This window comes from Nesterenkonia populi (genome assembly GCF_007994735.1).
In the GTDB taxonomy this organism is placed as follows: domain Bacteria; phylum Actinomycetota; class Actinomycetes; order Actinomycetales; family Micrococcaceae; genus Nesterenkonia; species Nesterenkonia populi.
Window position 1 is genome coordinate 437,059 of record NZ_VOIL01000001.1, and the last position, 22,749, is coordinate 459,807.

21 protein-coding genes and 1 tRNA gene are annotated in these 22,749 nt (G+C 67.7%); 3 read left to right on the forward strand and 19 right to left on the reverse strand.

Going from position 1 to position 22,749, the window contains the following annotated elements; translation table 11 throughout:
• The first annotated feature begins 51 nt into the window (after nucleotides 1–51).
• Nucleotides 52–1,554 (forward strand): alpha,alpha-trehalose-phosphate synthase (UDP-forming), encoded by a 1,503-nt coding sequence (locus FWJ47_RS02065; protein WP_211359013.1) that lies wholly within the window; start codon nucleotides 52–54, stop codon nucleotides 1,552–1,554.
• Nucleotides 1,555–1,598: 44 nt separating this feature from the next.
• Entirely contained in the window at nucleotides 1,599–2,375 is a 777-nt protein-coding gene (gene otsB, locus FWJ47_RS02070; protein WP_170228434.1) for a trehalose-phosphatase, read from the forward strand.
• Between the two features lie 82 nt (nucleotides 2,376–2,457).
• Here the strand turns inward: otsB and FWJ47_RS11990 are convergent, their stop codons facing one another.
• The gene (locus FWJ47_RS11990; RefSeq protein WP_170228435.1) at nucleotides 2,458–2,613 is read right to left on the reverse strand and encodes a hypothetical protein; all 156 of its coding nucleotides are present in this window, start codon (nucleotides 2,611–2,613) and stop codon (nucleotides 2,458–2,460) included.
• A 244-nt stretch (nucleotides 2,614–2,857) separates the two neighbouring features.
• On the reverse strand, nucleotides 2,858–3,646 hold the full coding sequence (locus tag FWJ47_RS02075; protein ID WP_211358950.1) for an IclR family transcriptional regulator: 789 nt from the start codon (nucleotides 3,644–3,646) through the stop codon (nucleotides 2,858–2,860).
• Nucleotides 3,647–3,715: 69 nt separating this feature from the next.
• Between FWJ47_RS02075 and aceB the strand changes: the two genes are divergently transcribed.
• The gene (aceB, locus tag FWJ47_RS02080; protein ID WP_147103423.1) at nucleotides 3,716–5,317 is read left to right on the forward strand and encodes a malate synthase A; all 1,602 of its coding nucleotides are present in this window, start codon (nucleotides 3,716–3,718) and stop codon (nucleotides 5,315–5,317) included.
• Nucleotides 5,318–5,371: 54 nt separating this feature from the next.
• On the opposite strand, the gene FWJ47_RS02085 is transcribed toward aceB, so the two are convergent.
• The 17 genes from FWJ47_RS02085 to FWJ47_RS02160 form a co-directional block, all read right to left on the reverse strand.
• Complete coding sequence (locus tag FWJ47_RS02085) at nucleotides 5,372–6,004, reverse strand: hypothetical protein (protein WP_147103426.1); 633 nt, start codon at nucleotides 6,002–6,004, stop codon at nucleotides 5,372–5,374.
• Between the two features lie 56 nt (nucleotides 6,005–6,060).
• Complete coding sequence (locus tag FWJ47_RS02090; protein ID WP_211358951.1) at nucleotides 6,061–6,858, reverse strand: putative hydro-lyase; 798 nt, start codon at nucleotides 6,856–6,858, stop codon at nucleotides 6,061–6,063.
• 10 nt (nucleotides 6,859–6,868) lie between these two features.
• A complete protein-coding gene (locus tag FWJ47_RS02095) occupies nucleotides 6,869–8,164 on the reverse strand; it encodes an NRAMP family divalent metal transporter (protein WP_425465988.1) in 1,296 nt (431 codons plus the stop codon).
• Between the two features lie 148 nt (nucleotides 8,165–8,312).
• Entirely contained in the window at nucleotides 8,313–8,999 is a 687-nt protein-coding gene (locus FWJ47_RS02100) for a GntR family transcriptional regulator (protein ID WP_170228436.1), read from the reverse strand.
• Between the two features lie 28 nt (nucleotides 9,000–9,027).
• On the reverse strand, nucleotides 9,028–10,767 hold the full coding sequence (locus tag FWJ47_RS02105) for an acetyl/propionyl/methylcrotonyl-CoA carboxylase subunit alpha (protein WP_147103433.1): 1,740 nt from the start codon (nucleotides 10,765–10,767) through the stop codon (nucleotides 9,028–9,030).
• Nucleotides 10,764–12,392 (reverse strand): 5-oxoprolinase subunit B/C family protein, encoded by a 1,629-nt coding sequence (locus FWJ47_RS02110; protein ID WP_147103437.1) that lies wholly within the window; start codon nucleotides 12,390–12,392, stop codon nucleotides 10,764–10,766. Before FWJ47_RS02110 ends, FWJ47_RS02105 begins: the two co-directional genes overlap by 4 nt.
• Before the next feature lie 7 nt (nucleotides 12,393–12,399).
• The gene (locus tag FWJ47_RS02115; protein ID WP_147103440.1) at nucleotides 12,400–13,161 is read right to left on the reverse strand and encodes a LamB/YcsF family protein; all 762 of its coding nucleotides are present in this window, start codon (nucleotides 13,159–13,161) and stop codon (nucleotides 12,400–12,402) included.
• A 59-nt stretch (nucleotides 13,162–13,220) separates the two neighbouring features.
• Entirely contained in the window at nucleotides 13,221–14,711 is a 1,491-nt protein-coding gene (locus FWJ47_RS02120) for a helix-turn-helix domain-containing protein (RefSeq protein WP_147103444.1), read from the reverse strand.
• 96 nt (nucleotides 14,712–14,807) lie between these two features.
• Complete coding sequence (locus FWJ47_RS12330) at nucleotides 14,808–14,939, reverse strand: hypothetical protein (protein WP_281289231.1); 132 nt, start codon at nucleotides 14,937–14,939, stop codon at nucleotides 14,808–14,810.
• 11 nt (nucleotides 14,940–14,950) lie between these two features.
• The gene (gene aceA, locus FWJ47_RS02125) at nucleotides 14,951–16,303 is read right to left on the reverse strand and encodes an isocitrate lyase (protein WP_147103448.1); all 1,353 of its coding nucleotides are present in this window, start codon (nucleotides 16,301–16,303) and stop codon (nucleotides 14,951–14,953) included.
• 195 nt (nucleotides 16,304–16,498) lie between these two features.
• Nucleotides 16,499–16,846: a monovalent cation/H(+) antiporter subunit G gene (gene mnhG, locus FWJ47_RS02130; protein ID WP_147103451.1), complete on the reverse strand. Its 348-nt coding sequence runs from the start codon at nucleotides 16,844–16,846 to the stop codon at nucleotides 16,499–16,501.
• The gene (locus tag FWJ47_RS02135) at nucleotides 16,843–17,175 is read right to left on the reverse strand and encodes an MrpF/PhaF family protein (RefSeq protein ID WP_147103454.1); all 333 of its coding nucleotides are present in this window, start codon (nucleotides 17,173–17,175) and stop codon (nucleotides 16,843–16,845) included. The genes mnhG and FWJ47_RS02135 overlap by 4 nt, the downstream gene beginning before the upstream one ends.
• A complete protein-coding gene (locus FWJ47_RS02140; protein WP_147103456.1) occupies nucleotides 17,172–17,555 on the reverse strand; it encodes a Na+/H+ antiporter subunit E in 384 nt (127 codons plus the stop codon). Before FWJ47_RS02140 ends, FWJ47_RS02135 begins: the two co-directional genes overlap by 4 nt.
• Nucleotides 17,552–19,123, reverse strand: a complete 1,572-nt coding sequence (locus FWJ47_RS02145) for a monovalent cation/H+ antiporter subunit D family protein (protein WP_246126122.1) — start codon at nucleotides 19,121–19,123, stop codon at nucleotides 17,552–17,554. The genes FWJ47_RS02140 and FWJ47_RS02145 overlap by 4 nt, the downstream gene beginning before the upstream one ends.
• On the reverse strand, nucleotides 19,120–19,557 hold the full coding sequence (locus tag FWJ47_RS02150; RefSeq protein WP_147103459.1) for a sodium:proton antiporter: 438 nt from the start codon (nucleotides 19,555–19,557) through the stop codon (nucleotides 19,120–19,122). The genes FWJ47_RS02145 and FWJ47_RS02150 overlap by 4 nt, the downstream gene beginning before the upstream one ends.
• Nucleotides 19,554–22,355 (reverse strand): hydrogen gas-evolving membrane-bound hydrogenase subunit E, encoded by a 2,802-nt coding sequence (mbhE, locus tag FWJ47_RS02155; RefSeq protein WP_147103462.1) that lies wholly within the window; start codon nucleotides 22,353–22,355, stop codon nucleotides 19,554–19,556. The genes FWJ47_RS02150 and mbhE overlap by 4 nt, the downstream gene beginning before the upstream one ends.
• Before the next feature lie 245 nt (nucleotides 22,356–22,600).
• Nucleotides 22,601–22,677, reverse strand: a tRNA-Pro gene (locus FWJ47_RS02160).
• Between the last annotated feature and the right edge of the window lie 72 nt (nucleotides 22,678–22,749).

A 22,749-nucleotide genomic window follows, 5' to 3' on the forward strand; every position in this document is an offset into this window, starting at 1 on the left:
CCGACCTGGGCTTTCAGCGAACGTCCAGGCTATTCTTGGAGGGTGGCGGATATGGAGCAGCAGGGGTATGAGTTCGTAGTCGTGGCCAATCGACTCGCCGTCAACCGGGTGACCAGCGACGACGGGACCACCGGCTGGCAGCGCTCCCCCGGGGGGCTCGTCACCGCCCTGGCGCCCATCATGGCCGCCTCTGAGGGTGCCTGGGTGGGCTGGCACGGCGCCGTGGACGAGGAGCTCGAGCCCTTCGACCACGAAGGCCTGCATCTGCACCCGGTTCCGCTGAGCGAGCAGGAGGTCCACGACTACTACGAGGGGTTCTCCAATGACACGCTCTGGCCGCTCTATCACGACGTGATCGTCCGCCCCAGCTTCCACCGCCGCTGGTTCAACGCCTACCGCCGCGTGAACCAGCGCTTCGCGGAGGCTGCTGCGAAGGTCGCCTCCGAGGGGGCCACCGTCTGGATTCAGGACTACCAGCTGCAGCTCGTGCCGCAGATGCTGCGCGAGCTGCGCCCGGATGTGACGATCGGATTCTTCAACCACATCCCGTTCCCGCCCCCGGGCCTCTTCGCGCAGCTGCCGTGGCGGCACTCGGTGCTCCGCGGGCTGCTCGGCGCGGACCTCATCGGCTTCCAGCGGGAGTCCGACGCCAAGAACTTCCAGCGTGCGGTGCGCAATCGCCTGGGCCACTACATCAAGTCGGACCGCGTCTATGTGCCCAACCAGCACGATTCGCAGGCCGGCTCCCCGCTGAAGGGCTTCGACGCCGATCCGGAGCGCGGCACCGCACCCCGTCAGCTCTCCGCACCTCCGGAGGGCAGCTACCGCACCGCAGATGCCAAAGCGTTCCCCATCAGCATCGACACCGGGAAGATCCAGGAGCTCGCCCAGGACCCTTCGATCATTGCCCGGGCCGCCCAGATCCGCGCCGAACTCGGCCACCCCAAGACGATCTTCCTGGGCGTGGACCGGCTGGACTACACCAAGGGCATCCGGCACCGCCTGAAGGCCTACGAGGAGCTGCTGCGCGACAGCGAGCTGCAGGTCGGCGACGTCACTCTGGTGCAGATCGCATCCCCCTCCCGCGAAGGGGTGGCGTCATATCAGCTGCTGCGCGACGAGATCGACCTGACCGTGGGCCGCATCAACGGTGAGTACGACACCATGGGCCACACCGCGGTCCGCTACCTGCATCACTCCTACCCGATCGAGGAGATGGTCGCGCTCTACCTCGCCGCCGACGTCATGCTCGTCACCGCCCTGCGCGACGGCATGAACCTGGTGGCCAAGGAGTATGTGGCTGCGCGGAAGTCCGGCGACGGCGTGCTGGTCCTCTCCGAGTTCACCGGCGCCGCCGACCAGCTGCGGCAGGCGCTGCTGATCAATCCGCATGACATTGAGGAGCTCAAGGCGGCGATGGTCACGGCAGCGACCATCGACCAGGAGGATGCCCGGAAGCGAATGCGCAGCCTGCGCCGCCAGGTGGTCTCCCACAATGTGACCCGCTGGGCCGAGGAGTTCCTCGAGAGTCTCTCCCAGCAGAAGTCCCAGTAGGCTCAGACCCAGTCCCGTCCGCCTCGATCCGCCAGGAGAGACCCGTGAGCTTCACCCTGCCCGATGACCTGCAGAAGGCCCTGAGGACCTTCGCCGCACAGGAGAAGGTCCTCGTCTGCCTGGACTTCGACGGCTGCGTCGCCGAGCTTGTCGCAGACGCCTACTCGGCCGTCCCGGTGCCCGCCAACGGTGAGGCCATCGATCGGATCGCCGAACTGAACGACCCGAGGATCATCCTGGCCTACGTATCGGGCCGGCCCATCAGCGACCTGCAGCGGCAGGCCGCACCCCCGGAGGGCACCGTGCTGATCGGCTCCCACGGGGCTGAGAAGTACTTGGGGCCGGACTCGCCGGGTCTGCAGCTCACCCACGCGGAGGAGGCCTCCCGCCAGGAGATCATCAGCGTGCTGGAAGGAATCGCGGACCAGCATGAAGGCGTCTGGGTGGAGTACAAACCGGCGGGCGCGGCCCTGCACGTCCGTCATGTGAGGGAGGAGTCCCTTCAGGATGCCGTGCTCAACGAGGCCCGGGCCGCGCTGACCCTGGTGGACGGCGCCCACCAGAAGGAGGGCAAGAAGATTCTCGAGGCCGTGGTGCGCAAGTCCACCAAGGGTGAGGCGATCGAAGAGCTGCGCGCCGACCTGCAGCCCGACGCCGTGTTCTTCGCCGGTGATGATGTGACCGACGAGACCGGGTTCGCCGTGCTCGCCGGCGACGATGTCAGCGTCAAGGTCGGCGACGGCGAGACCGGAGCCCGCTTCCGCATCCCCGAGCCAGCATCACTCGCGGAGGTCCTCAACGCCTTCGCCGATGCCCGCTGAACATCAATCAGCCTCAGGAACGGCGGTGCTTACACAGTGGCTCATGGAGTCGGCCGCCAGCTCCCAGCTTCCCTGGTCCACCTCACTCTGAGAATGCGCGTTGATATGCCTCGCGCCCGGAAGTGATCACCATTCGAGCAAGACGGCGATTGTCGTTGACCTTCTCTTGAAGCCAGTTGAGGCGCTTCACATGGTCGTTGCGAGCAGAGGCGGCAAGTTTCACCTCGATGGCAAGCATATTGCGCTCCCAGGCTTGCTCGATTGGCCCGGGGTCGCGGCATCGAGAATTGATTCATAGGTCGCATCTGTCGCCGTAGCAGCGCTGTAGGCGTTCAGCCAGGCACGGAGAGACTCAGGCCCCCGCACAAATCTCATCGACGTAGTCGCTGAGAGAGACATCCGTCTTCGCACGAACCTGCTGAGACTCTCCTGGGAGGAGCCTTCCCGAACTCCACTAGAGGTGCAGATTTGCCGAGTGTCTACTAGATCCTCCGGCTGAGCTTTCGACCTATCTCCGCTGCTGTGCGAGTCATCAGGGGCACTGCGTGGCGAATGAAGGCGTCGTCCATGCGGGCGGTGGGGCCTGAGACGGACAGCCCCATGCGGGTGGGGCCGTGCGGGATCGCCACCGCCAGGCAGCGCACGCCGAGCTCCTGCTCCTCGTCGTCGAGCGCGTAGCCCTGCTGAGCGATCACAGGCAGCTGCTCCACCAGAGCATCGGGCCGAGTGAGGGTCTTCGGCGTCATCGAGGGCATCCCCGTGGAGGAGAGGACCTCCCGGACCCGGTCGCGCCCCATCGTGGCGAGCATCGCTTTGCCCACCCCGGTGGAATGCATGTAGGCGCGTCGGCCCACCTCAGTGAACATCCGCATCGAGTGCGGGGACGGCGCCTGGGCGATGTAGACGACCATCTCCGACTCCATCGCCGCCATGTTCACGCTCTCGCCGAGCTCCCCCACCAGGGACTGCATCTGCGGGACCGCCGGGCCGCCCAGCTGCCGGGTGGCGCCCTCCCCCAGCGGCACCAGGTTCGCTCCCAGCGCGTAGCGCCTATCCGGCAGCTGATGGACCATGCCGAGCCCCATCAGGGTATGCAGCAGCCGGTGAACCGTGGGGCCGGCCAGCCCGGAAGCTTCCTTCAGCTCGCCGGCGGTGGCCGCGCCCTGCCGCTGCATCAGCGTCTCCAGCAGCCCGAAAGCGCGCTCGACCACCTGGACTCTCTGCGGGTCCCGCTCCATCGGAGAGTCCGCATTGCGGACTGTTTCTTTCATAGTGCGAATTGTATGGCATAGAAATAGACAGAGCCCAGGCTCTTCCCACCTGTGAACAGAAGGAGCACCATGAGCATCAACGTCAGCCAGCCCTACGAGGTCGAGGGAACCGACCTGATCATCACCGACGAGGCGCTGCAGTTCATCGAGGAGCTGCACGCCACGTTCGCGCCCACCCGCGACGAGCTCCTTGAGCGTCGCGGCACCGCCCAGGCCGAGGCCGCCCGCACCGGCACACTCGACTTCGACCCGGCGACCAAGGACGTTCGCGAGGCCGACTGGAAGGTCGCCGAGCAGCCCCCCGCCCTGCAGGACCGCCGCGTGGAGATCACCGGACCGCCGGCCCCGGCCAAGATGGCCATCAACGCGCTGAACTCCGGAGCCAAAGTGTGGCTGGCCTGCCTGGAGGACGCCCTCTCCCCCAACTGGAACAACCTGGTCGACGCGCAGAAGAACCTCTACGAGTCCGCCCGGGGAATCCTCCAGTTCACCTCCCCCGAGGGCAAGGAGTACAGGCTCCGCGACGACGTCACCCTCCCGACCGTCGTCGTCCGCCCCCGCGGCTGGCACCTGCCCGAGAAGCACATCGAGATCAACGGCAAGCCCGCCGTCGGCGCACTGGTCGACTTCGGCCTGCACTTCTTCCACAACGCCAAGCACCTCCACGAGAAGGGCACGGGCCCCTTCTACTACCTGCCCAAGCTTGAGCACTACCTCGAGGCCCGGCTGTGGAACGACGTGTTCACCTTCGCGGAGGAGAAGCTCGGACTGCCTCACGGCGTCGTCCGCGCCACCGTGCTCATCGAGACCATCCCCGCCGCGTTCTGCATGGACGAGATCCTCTACGAGCTGCGCGACCACGCCTCCGGCCTCAACGCGGGCCGCTGGGACTACCTGTTCAGCATGATCAAGTACTTCCGGTCCTCAGGCAAGAAGTTCGTGCTTCCTGACCGCGCCCAGGTCGGCATGACTCAGCCGTTCATGCGCGCCTACACCGAGCTGCTGGTCAAGACCTGTCACCAGCGTGACGCCTTCGCCATGGGCGGCATGGCGGCATTCATCCCCAACCGTCGCGAGCCTGAAGTCACCGAGAGGGCCATCGAGAAGGTCCGCGACGATAAGTCCCGCGAGGCCAACGACGGCTTCGACGGCTCGTGGGTCGCCCACCCGGACCTCGTAGAGCTCTGCAAGGATGAGTTCACCAAGGTCTTGGGCGACAAGCCCAACCAGGTGGACCGCAAACGCCCCGAGGTCAGCGTCAGCGTCGCGGACCTGCTCAGCACGGGCGATGCTGAGGGCGATGTCACCGAGCAGGGTGTGCGCACCAACCTCTACGTCGCCACCTACTACACCGCCGTCTGGCTCTCCGGAAACGGCGCAGTCGCCATCCACAACCTGATGGAGGATGCCGCCACCGCGGAGATCTCCCGCTCCCAGGTGTGGCAGCAGATCCACAACGGCACCGTCACCGCCGACACCGGCAACCAGGTGACCCGCGAGCTCGTGGACCGGCTGCTCGAGGAGGAGGTCGCCCGGCTGAGGGAGGAGATCGGCGACGCCGACACCTTCGCCAAGTATTTCGAGCCGGCCGCCGACGTCGTCAGGAAGCTGGTCCTCTCCGAGGACTACATCGACTACCTGACACTGCCCGCCTATGAGCACCTGCGCTGATCCGGTGCCGCATCGCCGCAGGCTCTGACTGAAGGAGGAGCCTGCCGGCGTCGGCTACAGGTCGCGGAAGAGGCGCTCATCGGGGTCGGTGAGCGCCTCTTCCAGCAGCAGACGGTTCCGGCGGAGAGCCTGGAGGTCCTTGCCGACGGCGTCGTCGCGGGTCTTCGCCACCGCCTCCGCCATCAGGCTGACCTGCGCTTTGAACTCCTCTGCGTGCTCCGGCTTGGCCGTGTCCGGCAGCTCCAGGAACAGATCCAGGGTGCGGGGCAGGTGCCGGCGGACAGTCATCGCCACCGCGTCCTGCTGCTCGGGGGCGCGCCGCAGGGCCTCCCAGCGCTGGATGATCTCGTCCAAGCCTACGACCATCATCCGCAGCTGGCCGTGGGTTGACGGCGGCAGCTCGCCCTGCCGGGTCCGGACTGTGGTCTCGGTCTGCTTCAGCTGCTCCCGCAGAGCCTCCTGCTCCGTGGTGAGCAGAGTGGCCTGCTCCTGAGCTTTGATCTCCCGCCCGTAGAGGGTTCCGTAGGTGCCGGCGCCGGCCGCGCCGCCCACCAGCAGCCCGGCCGCGATCCCCCAGGCGCTGGGAAGCATCAGCAGGATCACAGCCGCGGACCCGATGAGGAAGGCCAGCACGGAGGCCGCCCAGCGGATCTGCTGCGCGCGCCGGGAAGGTTCGGATTCGTTCACCGAACCAGACTATCGCCGTCGCCCTGAGAGCCCGCACAGGCACCCGGAGAGAGGCTCTAGGGAACCTGCAGGCGAGTGTCGGGGATGTCAGTGATGAGCATGTGTCCGGGAGCGTGCCCGATGGCGAACTCCGGCTTCGAGGCCATCACTGCGGCCTGCGGCGTCACCCCGCAGGCCCAGAACACCGGTATCCAGCCCTCCGGAATCTGGACCGGGTCGCCGAAATCAGGGGCGCTGATGTCTGCAATGCCCAGGGCCTCCGGATCGCCGATATGCACCGGGGCTCCGTGGACGCCCGGGTACCGGGAGGTGATGCGCACCGCGTCGGAGACCAGATGCGGGGGCAGCGGCCGCATGGAGACGACCATGGGCCCGGAGATCGATCCAGCGGGCTCACAGGCTATGCCCGTCTCATACATAGGCACGTTCACGCCTTGGTCAATATGGGCAATGGGCAGTCCGGCCTCCAGCATGGGCGCCTCGAAGGTGAAGCTGCAGCCGATGAGGAAGGCGACCAGGTCGTCGCGCCACTGCTCGACGACGTCGGGCACCTCCTCGGCCAGCTCACCGCTCCGATAGACCCGGTAGGCCGGGATGTCCGTTCGGATATCTCCGCCCTCGACGCCCAGCAGAGGCTCAGAGCTCAGCTGACCTGCCTCCAGAACGCCCAGCACCGGGCAGGATTTGGGGTTGCGCTGAGCAAATAGGAGCATGTCGAAGGCCTGCCCCTGCGGCAGCGCGATGAGGTTGGCCTGCGCATAGCCGGCGCTGCAGCCGCTGGTGGGCCGTCGCAGCCCTGCCCGGAACTGTGCCCGAGCCGCGGCCGGCGTGGTCTCTGCCGGCGTGATCATCATCCTGGTGCTCTCAGCCCTGCGTCCACAGGTCCGCGATCCCGGTGAGGGAGTTCGCGCCCATGTAGATGGTCAGCAGCCAGATGAGGGTGCCGCTGATCAGCAGCCACTTGGGGTACTTGTACCCGCCGAGCAGGGTCTCGCGCCTGAACCAGGCAGCGATGAGGATCACCGCGAAGCCGAGCGGCAGCACCGCTCCGTTGAACGCCCCGGCCATGATCAGCAGAGTGGCCGGCGCTTGGCCCAGGGTCAGGTAGATGCCGCAGGTGAGCACCAGGAATCCGATCAGCATGCCGGCGCGGACCCGGGGGGATGTCTTCTGGGTGGTGATGAAGGAGACCGAAGTGTAGGTGGCTCCGAGGATGGAGGTGATCGCGGCGACCCAGAAGGCCACGCCGAAGACCCGCAGTCCCCATTCCCCCAGCACCAGCAGGAAAGCGGAGGCCGCCACGTTGTCCTGCCCTGTCTCTTCGATCTGGGTGACGGAGTACGCGGTCACGACGCCGAGAATCGAGAGGAACAGCAGGTAGCGGATGACGCTGGCCACGATGATGCCCATCACGGAGGTGCGGGCGATGGTGGAGGCGTTCTCGGGGCCGGTGTGCCCGGAGGCGATGACCCGGTGCGCGCCGGCGTAGGTGATGTAGCCGCCGACGGTGCCGCCGATCAGCGTGGTGGTGACGAAGAAGAACGTGCTCAGGCCCTCCCCCTCCGGCAGAGTGGGCGCGAAGGTCTGAATCGCTGCCTCGCCGACCGGCGGGCTGGTGACGATTGCCATGTAGCCCATGAGGAGGATGAGCACCGCGCCGCAGACGATCACGATGCGGTCCAGGGCGACTCCGGCCCTCTTCGAGAGGAAGATCGCCATGGCGATGAGCACGGAGACGGCCCCGCCGATCTGGGGATCGAGTCCTGACATGGCCTGCATGCCGAGGCCCGCACCGGCGATGTTGCCGACGTTGAAGACGATTCCGCCGAAGAAGATCAGGGCGGCGAGCGCCCATCCGAGGCCGGGCAGAATACGGTTGCCGAGCTCCTGGGCGTAGAGCCCGGAGACGCCGAGGGTGCGCCACACGTTCATCTGGATGGCGACGTCGACGATGACGGAGATGAGGATCGCCGCGGCGAAGGCGGCGCCGAGCTGCATGGTGAACTCGGAGGTCTGGGTGATGAAGCCGGGCCCGACTGCGGAGACGGCCATGAGGAACATGGCGCCGAGCATGGCGGTGCGGCGGGTGGCGGTGAAGGTGGGGCCCTTGGGCTTCTGCTCCGCCTCGGCGGCGGATACGGCGGGTGTCGGCTCAGACACGATGCTTCCCCTCAGGACGGCTGCGGTACGTGGGCATTCACGACGTCGTCGTGGTGCTTGAGCCAGACACTAGATGTTGTTCAACAATCAGAGCAAGGGATTGTCCAACAATCCGGGAAAGTTTTACGCAGACGTAACGCAGAGGGGCTCATTCCTGCTCCAGGTGGGCGATGAGGTCGTTCTCCGCGGTGACCAGGTATTCGATCAGATACGTTTCGGCCTCTCGTCGCCGACCCGTGCTGAGCAGGTCGGCAAGCTCTCCGTTGCGATGCACATATCGGGTGTGGAACGTGGGTTCGTGCCGGCGGGTGAGGAAGGCCAGCCGCATCCGGGCGAGCACCTCGCTCATCAGGGTGTCCAAGGTGACGGAGCGGGCCTGGGCGACGATCAGCCGGTGGAACTGCTGGTTGGCCTCAGCCATGCCGTGCACGTCCTCACCCCCGAGTGCATTGCGGGCTCGGCCGACGATCTCCTGAAGCCCTTCGAGCGACTTCTCCGGGAATGCTGCGGCCCGGAGGGCGCCGGTCTGGATGATGCGACGAACCCGGTAGAGCTCTCGGATGTCTTCGGGCTGGGGCTCATAGACGAAGACCCCCCGGTTGGGGTGACGCTGGACGAGCCCTTCCCCCGCGAGGACCTGGAAGGCGCTGCGCAGCGTGTGCCGCGAAACGCCCAGCTGGTGGGTGATCCGCACCTCGGGGAGCTTGGTGCCGGGCAGCACCCGGCCGGCCGCGATCTGCTCCCGGAGGGCAGCCGCAGCCCGCTCGGGCAGGTGGGCGTGAGCATCGGGCCCCGAGCCGACCGGTTCCAACGAGGCCCAGACATCATCAGACATGGGCCCAAACCTACCGGGCCGCCGGGCGTCAGCTGATGCGTGCGACCACCTGCCCGCCCGCGACCGAGCCGCCGGGGGCGACATCCTCCCGGGCGAGGGTTCCCGACACCGGGGCAGTGATGTTCTGCTCCATCTTCATCGCCTCCAGGACCGCAACCGGCTGCCCCTTCTCCACATCGGCGCCGTCCTCGGCCAGCCAGGTGACCAGGGTCCCGGCCATGGGTGCTGTGACGGCGCTGTCCTCCTGAGGCCGGCCGCCCTGCTCTGCGGCAGTCTCTGCGGAGCCGAACAGCCTCAGCAGCGAGGCGGGGAGCCCCAGCTGCACGACCCTGCCGTCGATCTCAACAGCGGCTCGGCGCATAGGCTGCTCCTGGTGCCGGACCGCGGAGGCCAGATGCTCGGACTCGGTGAGCGCATCCTGAAAGTCGGCTTCGATCCACCGGGTGTGGACGGCAAAGCCTTCGGCCCCGGACTCGGCGGTGAAGTCAGGCGCTTCGAGCACCGCCCGGTGGAACGGCATCACGGTGGGGATGCCTTCGACGCGCATCTCGGCGAGCGCCGTACGCGCCCGGATGAGCGCGGTGGCGCGGTCCGGGCCGGTGACGATGAGCTTGGCGAACATGGAGTCAAAGGCACCGGAGACCTCATCCCCGGTGCGGATGCCTGTTTCGACCCGGATGCCGGGACCGGTGGGCGGGCTGAAGAGCTCCACGCGTCCGGGGGCGGGGAGGAACCCGAGGGCGGGGTCCTCTGCGTTGAGCCGGAACTCGATGGCATGTCCGGCCGGCGGCGGGTCCTCGGTGAGGGTGAGCCGGCCGCCCTCGGCGATGCGCAGCTGCTCAGCGACCAGGTCTACGCCGGCGGTCTCCTCGGTGACGGGGTGCTCCACCTGCAGGCGGGTGTTGACCTCCAGGAAGCTCAGCAGCCCGTCGGGGCTCAGCAGATACTCCACGGTCCCCGCGCCGACGTATCCCGCCGCGGCACAGATGCTTCGGGCGGACTCATGGATGCGCTCTCGGGCCTCCTCGGCGAGAAAGGGGGCCGGGGCCTCCTCCACGAGCTTCTGGCTGCGGCGCTGCAGAGAGCAGTCGCGGGTGCCGACCACCACCACGCTGCCGTGGGAGTCTGCGACCACTTGGGCCTCCACGTGCCGGGGGCGGTCAAGGAAGCGCTCCACGAAGCACTCTCCGCGGCCGAAGGCGGCCTCGGCCTCCCGCACCGCGGAGGCGTAGCCCTCATCCAGCTCCGACTCTTCCCGAATGATCCGCATCCCACGGCCGCCTCCGCCGTGGGCGGCCTTCACCGCCACAGGCAGCCCGTGCTCGGCCGCGAAGGCTCGGACCTCCTCCGCTGAGGAGACGGGGCCGTCGGTGCCCGGGACCAGGGGCGCACCGGTGTCGACAGCGATCTGCCGGGCGGTGACTTTGTTGCCGAGGGCTTCGATGGGCTCCGGGGCCGGACCGATCCAGGTCATTCCTGCCTGGATCACGGCCCGGGCGAAGTCCGCGTTCTCGGAGAGAAACCCGTACCCGGGGTGGACGGCGTCGGCGCCAGCAGTCCGTGCCGCCTCAAGAATGCGCGGGATGCTCAGGTACGTGTCCGCGGCCGTGTCTCCCCCGAGCGCGACAGCCGTATCTGCAAGCTCGACGTGCAGTGCGGCGGCGTCCTGATCCGCGTAGACGGCAGCGGTGCTGTACCCGGCCTCCCGGGCGGAGCGGATCACTCGCACCGCGATCTCACCCCGGTTGGCGATCAGAATGCGCTTCATGGTCGGGCCTCCAAAGAGTCAGTCGGGGCTAGCGTGTCGGGATTCACCGGCTGCAGGGCGACGGTGTCGCCGGGGCCCAGCTGGGCCGCAGCAGACAGGTCCTCGGGCACGACGACGCCGATCACCGGGTAGCCCGCGGTCACGGGGTGATCGTTGAGGAACAGCACCGGGCTTCCCTCCGGAGGCACCTGCAGGGAGCCCCGCGGAACGCCCTCACTGGGAAGCTCCTCATGCTTGGCGCGCCGGAGGGAGCGGGCCTCCGGGTCAGCGGGGTCAGGCGCGAGCCGAATTCCGATGCGGTCAGCCTCGGCAGTCACCTGCCAGTCCTGGCTGTGCAGCCGTGTCCGCTCTGCCGCGCCGAACCAGTCCTCACGGGGGCCGTAGGTGAAGCGAAGGACCGCCCGGCCGGCGGTATCAGGGATGAAGAGAGTGGGCCGCTCCGGGCCTCCCACCGGAGTGAGGCCCTTCGGCGAGGAGATGCGCAGCGGCTGATCCGCCTGCAGGGGCGCGGGGCCGAGCCCGGACATCGTGTCCGAGGAGGCGGAGCCGAGCACCGGTGCGGCCTCGATCCCTCCGCGCACGGCGACCACCGTGCGCAGTCCGCGCAAGGGCATGCCGAGGGTGAGCGTCTCCCCCTCCAGCAGCACGAACGGGGCTGACACCGGGGCAGTCCGGGGGCCGCTCCTGCCGGTGATGCTCAGCTGGACCTCGGCGCCGCTGGCGCCCAGCACCAGGGTCTGGTCCGCACGGAGGGTCAGTCCGCCCATCAGCGTCTCCAGAACCGGGGCCTGCTTCGCGTTTCCGACGAGCCGATTGGCCTGTGCGGCGGCCGCCTCATCCGCGACGCCGGCGCGGGAGACTCCGAGGTCGCTGAGGCCGGGACGGCCGAAGTCCTGCACCAAGGTCTGCACCCCCGGGGAGACCACGGTCAGCGCGGCGCCGTCCGGGCTGGGGAGCTCCGACGCAGGGTCCGGCTCTCCGGGCGGGGGGAGGTGCTCGACGGCGCGGTACCGGACCGTGTCTCCAGGCCGGACGAGGGCCGGGCTCTCCCGGGCCAGGTCCCACATGGCCGCACCGGTGCGGCCGATCAGCTGCCATCCGCCCGGGGACCTGCGCGGGTATACCGCGGAGAACTCTCCGGCGAGCGCCACGCTGCCCGGCGGCACGGCCGTCCGGGGAGAGGAGCGCCGGGGGATCTGCATCGCGCCGCTGGCCGGGACGCAGTAGGTGAACCCGGGCGCGAACCCGCCGAAGCTGCCTGTCCAGATCCGGGACGTATGCCACTCAACGAGCTCTTGGACGCCCATGCCCAGGGCCTCTGCGACCTCAGGGAGGTCCTCCCCGTCGTAGACGACGTCGATGGTCACCTCACGAGCCTCACCGTGCTGGCGCTCGGGCAGCGGCATCCGGTCCAGCAGGTCCCGGCCGGCGGTGAGCGCCGCTGATGACGAGAATCGGATCATGACGGTCCGGGCGGCGGCGACGAGGTCTTCCTGCCCCGGGAGCGGCTTCCGGCTGAGCTGCTGGTGGGCGGCAAGGACGGTCTCCAGCGCACCGAACTCCAGCAGAAGCGCGCGGGTGCCTGCCCGGCGGACACTGGTGGCGGCCTGCCTGATGCTCTTCATCAGCGGCTCAGGCTTCGACGAAGCTGCGGATCTGCACCCCGGCGTCTTCCAGGGCGCTGCGCAGGGTGGCGGCCATCTGGGCGGCGCCGGCAGTGTCGCCGTGGGTGCAGATGGACTCGGCCTCGGTCCTGATGCGGGTTCCGTCCCGGGCGATGAGGACACCGTCCTGGGCCAGACGGAGCATGTTCTCCACCACCTGGCCGGCGTCGTCGATCACCGCACCGGGCTCACGCCGGGAGACCAGCGTGCCGTCGGGGTTGTAGGCGCGGTCCGCGAAGGCCTCGGCCACTCCGCGCAGGCCCTGCTTCCTGGCGTAGTCCAGCGCGTACCCGCCGGGCAGCAGCAGGACGGGCAGCGTCTCGTCATACTCGGCGATGGCATCGATGACCGCGTGCGCCTGGTCCTTGTGGTGGACGATGGTGTTGTACATGCCGCCGTGAGGCTTCACATACCGGATGCGGGTGCCTGCCGCTCGGGCCAGGCCGTCCAGAGCGCCCAGCTGATAGATGACCTCGGCGGAGAGCTCACGCGGGTGGTAGTCGATGAAGCGGCGGCCGAATCCGGCAAGGTCCCGGTAGCCGATGTGTGCGCCGACGGCCACACCCTTCTCCACGGCGGACTGCAGGGTGCCGCGGATGGTGAGCGGGTCGCCGGCGTGGAAGCCGCAGGCGACGTTCGCGCTGGAGACGATGCTGAGCATGGAAGCGTCAGGAATGGACCAGTTGCCGAAGGACTCTCCGACGTCGCTGTTCAGGTCGATCCGGGCCACGGGTGTCTCCTTCGCTGCCAGTGCACTTTCGATTGTTCAACAATAACAGTGCGACTGTTTCAGCCTTGTGACTGGAGGAACCTGTAGACCTCCTCCGAGTCCACCCCCGGGAAGGCGCCCTCCGGCATGGCCGCCAGCAGGTGAGTGTTGGCCCGGGCGGTGGGCCAGGCCTGGCCCTCCCACACCTCGGAGAGCTCGGCGGGCGGGACCCTGCAGCAGGTGGGGTCGTCGGGGCACCGGGATTTGGAGCGGAAGCCGGTGGCCCTGCCGCGGAACCATTTGGCGTGCTCGAAGGGCACCCCGATGGACAGCGAGTAGGTGGAGGAGGAGTGCGACTCGGTGCGGGCGGTGCACCAGAAGGTGCCCAGCGGAGTGTCGGTGTACTGGTCGAACGAGCGGAACTTGTCCTCGACGTCGAACACCTCACGGGAGGTCCACCGGCGGCAGATCGTCTGGCCCTCGATCGCACCGGAGTGATCGGTGGGGAAGCGGACGCCGTCGTTCTCGTAGGCCTTGTGGATGATCCCCGACTCGTGGACCTTCTGGAAGTGGCAGGTGATCCCCAGGTGCTGGGTGGCGAGGTTGGTGAACCGGTGGGCGGCCGACTCGTAGCTGACCGCGAACGCATCCCGAATGTCCTCGATCGCGAGCTCCTTGGCCTGCTTGGCCTGGTTGAGGAAGTCGGTGGTGGCCTTCTCCGGCATCAGCAGGGCCCCGGCCAGGTAGTTCGCGTAGACCCGCTGGCGCAGAAACTCCGAGTAGTCCTGGGGCGCGGTGTGCCCGAGCACCCGATGGGCGAGCGCCTGCAGCAGCAGGGAGCGCGCGTCCCGCGCCCCGGTGCTGGACTGGGTGAGATAGATGACCATGTTCCGCTGGTCGGTGACGGACTGGGTCTCGTGCGGGAGCCGGGACACGTAGCGGATGGAGTAGCCGAGGTGCTCGGCGAGGTCAGCAGCCTTGTGGTGGCTCAGCGGCCGGTGCTGACCGCCCGGGCCGGCATCGTGCCTCACGGCGGCGAGCAGCTCGGCGGCCTGGGCCTCGAGCTCCGGGTAGTAGTTGTTCTTGGCGCGCTGCTCCTCGCGCAGCTCGGTGTTGGCGCGCCGGGCCTCCTCCGGGGTGGCGGCCTGCTCCTCCAGGCGGCGCTTCAGCTCTCGCTGCAGGGCCACCAGGGATTCGAGCGCGTCGGTGGGGAGCCTGCTGGAGATGCGCACGCTGGGGAGGTGCAGCGCGGAATAGAGGGGGCCGCGCTGAGTCTTCTCCAGCTCGATCTCCAGTGCGGCGCGCCGGCTGGGAGGCTCGGTGCCGAAGAGCTCGTCGACGGCGACGCCCAGAGTCTTGGCGATCTGCCGCAGCTGGGAGAGCTTGGGCTCACGGCGGCCGTTCTCCAGCAGAGAGAGCTGGGAGGGCGCGGTGCCGACGGCCTCGGCGAGGTCGTCCAGGGTCATGGACTGCTTCTTGCGGAGGTGGCGGACACGACGGCCGAGGGCGATCAGGTCGACGCCTTCGTCGTTGTCCTCTTCGACACTCTCCGCTGAGCGCATGTGAGACATGTTACATGTTGAACGGTCTTCTTCCGGACGGGACCGGCCCCCAGGAGGACCTCGAAAACTCCTGGGGGCCGGTGGCTCCGTATGGGCCTGCAGGCTCTACGCGGCCTGGGGCTGCGCTGCCTGCGGGCTCGCGCCTTCAGGCTCGCCCACGTCCGCGGTGATCACGTGCAGCGAGGCACGAGGGCTGTCAGCGACGCCGTTGATCATGATTCCTGCAGTGCTCATCATCAGTCATCTCCTCAGTGGAACTGGCCCTCTTCGGTGGAGCCCTTCAGGGCGACCGTGGAGGAGTCGGGGTTCAGGGTGGTGGAGATCGCGTCGAAGTAGCCGGTGCCGACTTCGCGCTGGTGGCGGGTGGAGGTGTAGCCGTCGCCCTCTGCGGCGAACTCGGCCTCCTGCAGCTCCACGTAGGCCTTCATCTGCTCCTCCTTGTAGCCCTTGGCGAGGTTGAAGGAGGCGTAGTTGAGGCTGTGGAAGCCGGCCAGGGTGATGAACTGGAAGGTGAAGCCCATCTTGCCCAGCTCGTTCTGGAACTTGGCGATGGTCTCGTCGTCGAGGTGCTTCTTCCAGTTGAAGGACGGCGAGCAGTTGTAGGCGAGCATCTGGTCGGGGTACTCGGCCTTGACTGCCTCGGCGAACTGGCGGGCCGCCTCCAGGTCCGGGGTGCCGGTCTCCATCCAGATGAGGTCGGAGTAGGGAGCGTAGGCCTTGGCTCGCTCGATGCAGGGCTCGATGCCGTTCTTCACCTTGTAGAAGCCCTCCGCGGTGCGCTCCCCGGTGATGAAGGGCTTGTCGCGCTCGTCGACGTCGGAGGTGATCAGGGTTGCCGCCTCGGCGTCGGTGCGGGCCACGATCAGGGTGTCGACGTTGTGCACGTCGGCTGCGAGACGAGCTGCCTGCAGGGTGCGCACGTGCTGGCTGGTGGGGATGAGCACCTTGCCGCCGAGGTGGCCGCACTTCTTCTCGGAGGCGAGCTGGTCCTCCCAGTGCACGCCTGCCGCACCGGCGTCGATCATGGATTTCATGAGCTCGTAGGCGTTGAGGGGGCCGCCGAAGCCGGCCTCAGCGTCGGCAACGATGGGGACCACGTAGTCCTGGACGTCCTTGATGCCTTCCAGGTAGTCGATCTGGTCGGCGCGCATGAGGGCGTTGTTGATGCGGCGCACCACGGTCGGCACCGAGTTCGCGGGGTACAGGGACTGGTCGGGGTAGGTGTGCCCGGAGATGTTGGCGTCACCGGCGACCTGCCAGCCGGACAGGTAGATGGCGCGAAGGCCGCCCTTGACGTAGTTGACGGCCTGGTTGCCGGAGAGCGCACCGAGGGAGTTGGTGTACTTGCCCGCGGCGTGCTCCTCAGTCAGCTGCTTCCAGAGCTTCTCGGCGCCGCGCTTGGCGAGGGTCTTCTCCTCCTGCACGGATCCCTGGAGCTTCACGACGTCGGTGGCGGAGTAGTCGCGCTTGACGCTCTTCCAGCGAGGGTTGGTCGTCCAGTCCTCCTGGAGGGCCTCCACCTTCTTGCTGAAGTCGGGGTCGATCTTGGATGCGGGCTCTTCTGCGATGCCCTCAACCTGCTGGTTCACCGTGTCGGTCATAGTGAATCTCCTTTGAATCGTTGACCGGTCCCCGCAACCTCCTCGTTGCGGGATGTGACTCCAGTCTCACCCCGGCGCAACCCCCGGAACCACCAGATGGAGGAAAAAGATCTGCAGTTCTTCGCATTGCAGAAGAAAAGGATCTCTGTGACCCAGGGCACAGGTATTTGGGGAGGGAGAGCGCAGCCTCACGCCTTATGCGGAATCGTGACGGTGCCCGCTGAGCTCGTTGTACTGCAGCGGCTCAGGCAGCGGCGCTCCGGAGCGGAAGGTTCCGCGGCTCAGCGCGAGCCCGCCGATGGGCGCAGTGAGCAGCTGGAGCACCACAGCAAGAATGAGCTTGATCGCGTGGGCCAGACTCGGATCCATCGCGAGTACGCCGCACAGCAGCAGCACCAGTCCGAGCGTGCCCGACTTGGTGACGGCAGTGAGCCGCGTGTAAGGGTCAGGGAAGCGGACCAGGCCGACAGCGGCGACGACGAACAGCGCGATGCCCGCGCCCAGCAGCACTGCTCCGGCGAGGGTCTGCAGCGTTTCGATCACTCGGGCTCACCTCCTCGCGAAGCGGGCTGTCCCGCATCCCGGGTCCGGCCGAGGTAGCGGCCGAAGATCAGGGCTGAGATGAAGCCGATGAGCGTCACCACGATCACCAGGTCGATCAGCAGGGAGCGCTCCCAGAGCAGGCTGAGCAGCGCGAGGGATGCAACCAGGACGAAGAAGACATGGTCAGCACCGATGGCGCGGTCAGCCTCGTGGGGGCCGAGCGCGGCGCGGAGCACAGCGGGCAGCACGGTGAGAACCAGCAGCCCGAGGCAGGCCCACCCAAGGGGTATGCCGAAGATCTCCAGATTCAGCAGCTCATGCGGGCTCATCGGTGATCGGCCTCCTTGCTCTTGGCCTCGCCGGGGCGTGTCACGCGCAGCAGCCGGTCTTCCAGCTCCTGCAGCTCTGCCCGGAACGCCTCGGGCTGCTCCGGGGCGTAGAGACCGAGCACATAGAGCGTGTGCCCGCGGCCGGGCGCCTCATCCACGTCGATGGTGAGGGTGCCGGGGGTCAGGGTGATGAGGTTGCTCAGTGCAGTGATCTCTCTCGGTGTGGCTGCACGGGTTCGGTAGGCGACGATCGCGGGCGTCAGGGCGCTGCCGGGGGTCAGGATGTCGACGGCGACCTGCCAATTGGCTTGGAACATCTGTCCGACGAACCACACCAGCAGCCCAGGGAGCCGCATCAGCTGCTGTGCACGGCGGGTCATTGGGCCATCACCGCCTCGGTGTAGCTGGTGGTGTCGCTGAGCCCCTCAGCGGCGGTGGTGGCCAGGCCCATCAGCACCTCAGCCCCCAGGCCGATGCTGATGGTGCAGACGACCAGCAGCGCTGCGGGCAGGATCAGCCGGCGGGGGACCCGGTCGGGGCTGCTGGGGGCGGTGCGGCTGAACTTGCGGGACAGACGGCCGGCGGCGGGGTCGGTGACGTCAGGGGCGGTCGCCGCGGGGGCCAGCTGCACGGTTTCCTTCACCGGCTCAGGGTCAGCTCCCCAGAAGGCCCCGTTCCAGATCTTGAGCATAGACAGCAGCGTGAAGAGGCTGACGACGATGGCGCAGGCGGCGGCGATGTAGAGCCCGGCGTCCAGTGAGGCCCGGATCAGCGACATCTTGGCGACGAAGCCGGACATCGGGGGGATGCCCACCAGGGAGAGCGCCGCGAGGATGAACACCAGGCCCAGCCAGGGCTCCCGGCGGGCGTAGCCGCCCAGCTGGGAGAGCTTCCCGGTTCCGGCGTGGTGCTCCACTGCACCGCAGGCGAGGAACAGGGCGGCCTTCACGATGATGTGGTGGACCATGTAGAAGATGCCGGCGGCCATCCCGAGAGGGCCGAAGAAGGCCAGCGGGAGCATGATGTAGCCGACCTGACTGGTCATATGGAAGCTCAGGATCGAGCGCATGCCGGACTCGCCGAGGGCTCCGAGCACACCGACGATCATGGTGGCCAGCAGCACGACAAGCCAGAGAGTCTCCAGACCTGTCCCCTCATAGATCAGGCCGTAGACGCGGAAGACGCCGTAGACGCCGATCTTGGTGAGCAGCCCGGAGAGCAGAGCGGTGACCGCGACTGAGGCGAAGGGGTAGGACCGGGGCAGCCAGGTGTGGACCGGAACCAGTGCGGCCTTGGCGCCCAGGGCCAGCAGCACCACGCCGGTGGCCAGGCCCACAGCGGGCGACTCAGCGGCGGCGCCTGCGAGCTCGGCCATGTTGACGGTTCCCGCGCTGCCGTAGACCATGCCGACTCCGGCCAGCAGGACGGCAGAGACGAACAGGTTGACGCCGAAGTAGATGCGCCCGGCCGTCATCGCCGCCGGCCGGCCGCTGCGGGTCAGCAGCACGTAGGAGGGGATGAGCGCGACCTCGATCATCACGAAGAGGTTGAACAGGTCGCCGGTGAGGAAGGCGCCGTACACCCCCGCTGAGAGCACGAGCACCAGCGGATGGAAGTACGGGTCGGCGTCGTCGCCGGTGAAGACGGCGAAGAGCGTGCAGACCAGCACCATGAGGGCGGCCACGCTCAGCATCAGGGCGGAGAAGGTGTCCAGCACGAACGGGATGGAGATGCCGGCGTCCCATCCTGAGACCTGCTCTGCGATCACGGAGCCGTCGCTGACGGTGACCAGGGCAGTGATCGCGCCCCCCAGTGCGAGGGCGTGGACCGCCAGGGCGAGAGCACGCTGCAGGGCCGGCGAGCGGCGGGCGAGGAGAGCGGCTGCGGCGAGAAGGATCGGCAGCCACAGGAAGGCCGGCAGCAGCGCCGCGAGGATGTCGTGGCTCATGCGTGCGCCCTCCCCTCGGTGCGTCCTGTGGGCTGGTTTCCGCTGCGGTGGGTGCCGAGGGGCTCTCCGCGCGGCGGCGAGTCCACGACGGTTCCGGTGTGCTCATCGGCGTCGGAGGGCTCGGCGTCGGAGGGGCTGCCGTCCTCGTCGCCGCCGTGGCCGGCCAGGGCGAACAGGTAGACCGTCAGGGCGAAGGTGATGACGATGGCGGTCAGGGCAAACGCTTGAAGCAGCGGATCCGCGATCCCTTCGGATGGAGAGCCCTCGCCCACATAGGCGGGTTCGCGGCCCTCTTGGCCCCCGGCGGCGAGGATGATGACGTTGGCGGCGTGGCCGATAAGCACAAAGCCCAAGGCTGCGCGGACCAAGCCCCGCTGCAGGATCAGGTAGACGCCCCCTGCCACGAGCACGGTGACCAGCAGTGCGGCGCTCATCGGCTCTCACCTCCTGAAGATTCGGCGGTTTCTCTGTCTGGGGGCTGGGGCTGGCCCGCTGCAGCGTCGGGCAGGTCGGCGCTGAGCACTTTCCCGCGGGTGAATCGGTCCAGCGCAGCGGCCACCAGGCCCAGTACGGCGAAGAAGACTCCGAGGTCGAAGATCAGCGACGTGGTGACTGCCTGATACAGCGGTCCGATCTCGATGCTTCCGGTGATCGGACGGAGGAAGGAGCCTTGGATCAGTCCGAGGGTCCCGGCGGCCACCGCAATGATGAGCCCCGCAGCCAGCAGTCCGGCAGGGCGAAGCCTGGATGGAGCGTCTGCTGACCGGGGCAGCCGGGCGATGACCACAGCCAGGGCGGCAACCAGCGCGGCGACGAACCCTCCGCCCGGCTCGTAGTGGCCGCGCCAGAGCAGCCACAGCGCGACGGCGGCGATCAGCGGCACCAGGATTGTGCTGATGGTGCTCAGCACGTTGCGGTCGCCGGGCAGGTCCATGGAGCGGGCCTTCTCGTCAGGCCGTGCTTCGCCGCGCAGCAGGGCCAGCAGCCCGACGGCTGCCACCGCCAGCACTGTGATCTCCCCGAAGGTGTCCAGGCCGCGGAAGTCCACGAGGATCGAGTTGACCAGGTTGGTGCCCCCGGCGGCTTCCTCGGTCTCCTGGACGTACCAGTCGGCGGCGAACGTCGGGTCCCGCCGTCCGGTGAGCACCAGGGTCGCGGCCCCGGCGCAGAGGCCGATGACCACAGCGACCACTGCTGCTCCCCCGCGGCGCAGGGCCCCCACGGGCGCGAAGAGATCGGGCAGCCTGCGCAGCACGAGCACCGCGACGACCACGGTGAGGATCTCCACCAGCATCTGGGTCAGGGCGAGGTCGACTCCGCCCAGCAGCAGGAACCATCCGGCGATGAGGAATCCTACGATGCCGAGCATCACGACTGCGCCGAAGCGGGAGCGGGTCAGGCACAGTCCGAGAACGGCCAGCGCTGTCAGGGAGACGACGAACCAGTCCTGCGGACGCGAGGCGGGAATGTCCACGGCGGGACCGACCCCTAGGATGGCAGCCGCCAGGCCGAGGGCCGCTATCGCTCCCAATGGCCAGAGCACGTGCGGAGCCAGAGCTCCGGAGCGGGCAGGACGAGCGATCCAGTCGCAGAACCGCAGCAGCCCCGCGTACCCGGCGTCGTAGACCTGTACGCCGGTGACCGGCAGGACGAGCCGCTTCAGCGCACGGTCCACCGGGCCGCGGGCCAGGAAGAGCGCCAGGCCGAGCACCACTGTGGCCACGGACATCCAGAGCGCCGGGGAGGCGACCGAGGTGGGCAGCAGACTCAGTCCGGCGTAGGCGTCCGCTGAGAGCACGGTGTCTTGGACTGAGCGGTCGAACAGGGGGTTGAGGTAGTCGACGAAAATGCCCAGCATGAGTCCCGCCACTGCGGGCACTGCAGCAGGGACGAGGAAGCTCCAGTGCGCGTCGTAGAGCCCTCGTTGATGGGTCGGCCCGGAGAATGCGCCCCAGAGCAGCCGGAAGCTGTAGGCGAAGGTGACCGCGGCTGAGGCCACTGCCACGGTCCCGACGGCCCACCCCCAGCCTCCGGGGAGGTTCAGGAAGGCATAGTAGCTCTCCTCCTTTGAGACGAACCCGAGGAAGGGGGGCAGCCCGGCCATGGACATCGCCGCCAAGCCTGTCAGGACTGCGGTGAACGGCATGACTCGGTAGAGGCCTGAGAGCTCTCGGATGTCTCTGCTGCCGGCTTCCTTGTCGATCACGCCGACAAGCATGAACAGGGTGGCTTTGAACAGCGCGTGGGAGAAGCTGTGCAGTCCTGCGACTCCCAACGCTTCGTTGGTGCCGACGCCGATCAGCGCCACAATCCAGCCCAGCTGGCTGACGGTCGAATAGGCGAGCAGCGCCTTGAGGTCGTGCTGCTGGAGGGCGAACACGGCGCCGATCGCTGTGGTGATCAGGCCTAGGGTGAGGAGTACGGCGGTCCACCACCAGAAGTCGGCGAACAGCTCGGAGAAGCGCATCAGAACATAGATGCCGGCTTTCACCAGTGTGGCGGCGTGAAGGTACGCGCTGACCGGGGTGAGGGCCACCATCGCGTCGGGCAGCCAGAAGTGGACGGGGAACTGCGCGGACTTGGTGATCGCCGCGTAGATGATCAGGCCGCCGATCCATGGCGCGTAGGGGGAGGAGGAGACGGTCTCGGCGTCGGCGAGGATGGCAGTGAGGTCAGTCGTTCCTGTGGTGTGCCAGAGCAGCAGCACCGCGCCCAGGAGCGCGAAGCCTCCGGATGCTGTGATCACGAAGGCCCGGGTGGCGGATCTGGCCTGGTGCAGGCCTTGTCCGCCGATGAGGAAGAATGAGCACAGGGTGGTGATCTCGAAGAAGACGAAGAGGGTGATGAGGTCGGCGGAGAGGACCATGCCGAGCATCGCGGTGGCGAAGAGCGCCAGCAGGGTGTAGAGCCGGCCGTGGTCGTACTCCTCGCTCAGGTACCGAGCGCAGTAGGACATGATCAGGCCGCCGACGCCCAGCACGAGGATGGAGAAGACCAGGCTGAGTCCGTCCAGGTGCAGGCGCAGTGCGATGTCGAGGCTGCTGATCCACATCCACTCGCCGGTGACGGTGCCGCCGTCCAGGACCTTTGGAGCCCCGCTGAGCACCAGGCCCAGGGCTGTCAGGAACAGTGCGGCGATGGGGTAGCCGGCGTTGCGGCCGAAGCGGTAGGAGAGGGGACGAGCGACTCCGACAGCTATGAGCATTGTGGCCATAGCCGTCAGCAGCGTCATCAGCACGTCCTTCCGTCATGGGGCGGGGTGTCGTCCTGGTGGCGCTGCATACCGATGCAGCGCATCCGGGAACTGTTCAGGGTACTGCGAAGTAATAGCGCGAAGATCCTGATGGATATTCCACCCTACATGGCCGCACGTCGAGGGCCCTGCAGTACTGGCCGTGTGGATATTTCGGGGCGGCAAAAAGCCCGGTACCGGGCGGGCTGGTACCGGGCTGCATCCCTGTTGTCTCAGGGTTCCACTGGTCGGGGTGACAGGATTTGAACCTGCGACCTCCTCGTCCCGAACGAGGCGCGCTACCAAGCTGCGCCACACCCCGTGGTCGCTATGCGCGATTGTTTATCATACAGGCATTTGTGGGTTGCCACGAATCTGTTGGCGGCGGCAGAAA

Coding starts and splice junctions, on each gene's coding strand:
- FWJ47_RS02065 (WP_211359013.1), top strand. CDS start 52: ATGGAGCAGCAGGGGTATGAGTTCGTAGTCGTGGCCAATCGACTCGCC.
- FWJ47_RS11990 (WP_170228435.1), bottom strand. CDS start 2,613: ATGCTTGCCATCGAGGTGAAACTTGCCGCCTCTGCTCGCAACGACCAT.
- FWJ47_RS02075 (WP_211358950.1), bottom strand. CDS start 3,646: ATGAAAGAAACAGTCCGCAATGCGGACTCTCCGATGGAGCGGGACCCG.
- aceB (WP_147103423.1), top strand. CDS start 3,716: ATGAGCATCAACGTCAGCCAGCCCTACGAGGTCGAGGGAACCGACCTG.
- FWJ47_RS02090 (WP_211358951.1), bottom strand. CDS start 6,858: ATGATGATCACGCCGGCAGAGACCACGCCGGCCGCGGCTCGGGCACAG.
- FWJ47_RS02100 (WP_170228436.1), bottom strand. CDS start 8,999: ATGTCTGATGATGTCTGGGCCTCGTTGGAACCGGTCGGCTCGGGGCCC.
- FWJ47_RS02105 (WP_147103433.1), bottom strand. CDS start 10,767: ATGAAGCGCATTCTGATCGCCAACCGGGGTGAGATCGCGGTGCGAGTG.
- FWJ47_RS02110 (WP_147103437.1), bottom strand. CDS start 12,392: ATGAAGAGCATCAGGCAGGCCGCCACCAGTGTCCGCCGGGCAGGCACC.
- FWJ47_RS02120 (WP_147103444.1), bottom strand. CDS start 14,711: ATGTCTCACATGCGCTCAGCGGAGAGTGTCGAAGAGGACAACGACGAA.
- FWJ47_RS12330 (WP_281289231.1), bottom strand. CDS start 14,939: ATGATGAGCACTGCAGGAATCATGATCAACGGCGTCGCTGACAGCCCT.
- aceA (WP_147103448.1), bottom strand. CDS start 16,303: ATGACCGACACGGTGAACCAGCAGGTTGAGGGCATCGCAGAAGAGCCC.
- FWJ47_RS02135 (WP_147103454.1), bottom strand. CDS start 17,175: ATGAGCCCGCATGAGCTGCTGAATCTGGAGATCTTCGGCATACCCCTT.
- FWJ47_RS02140 (WP_147103456.1), bottom strand. CDS start 17,555: ATGACCCGCCGTGCACAGCAGCTGATGCGGCTCCCTGGGCTGCTGGTG.
- FWJ47_RS02145 (WP_246126122.1), bottom strand. CDS start 19,123: ATGAGCCACGACATCCTCGCGGCGCTGCTGCCGGCCTTCCTGTGGCTG.
- FWJ47_RS02150 (WP_147103459.1), bottom strand. CDS start 19,557: ATGAGCGCCGCACTGCTGGTCACCGTGCTCGTGGCAGGGGGCGTCTAC.
- mbhE (WP_147103462.1), bottom strand. CDS start 22,355: ATGACGCTGCTGACGGCTATGGCCACAATGCTCATAGCTGTCGGAGTC.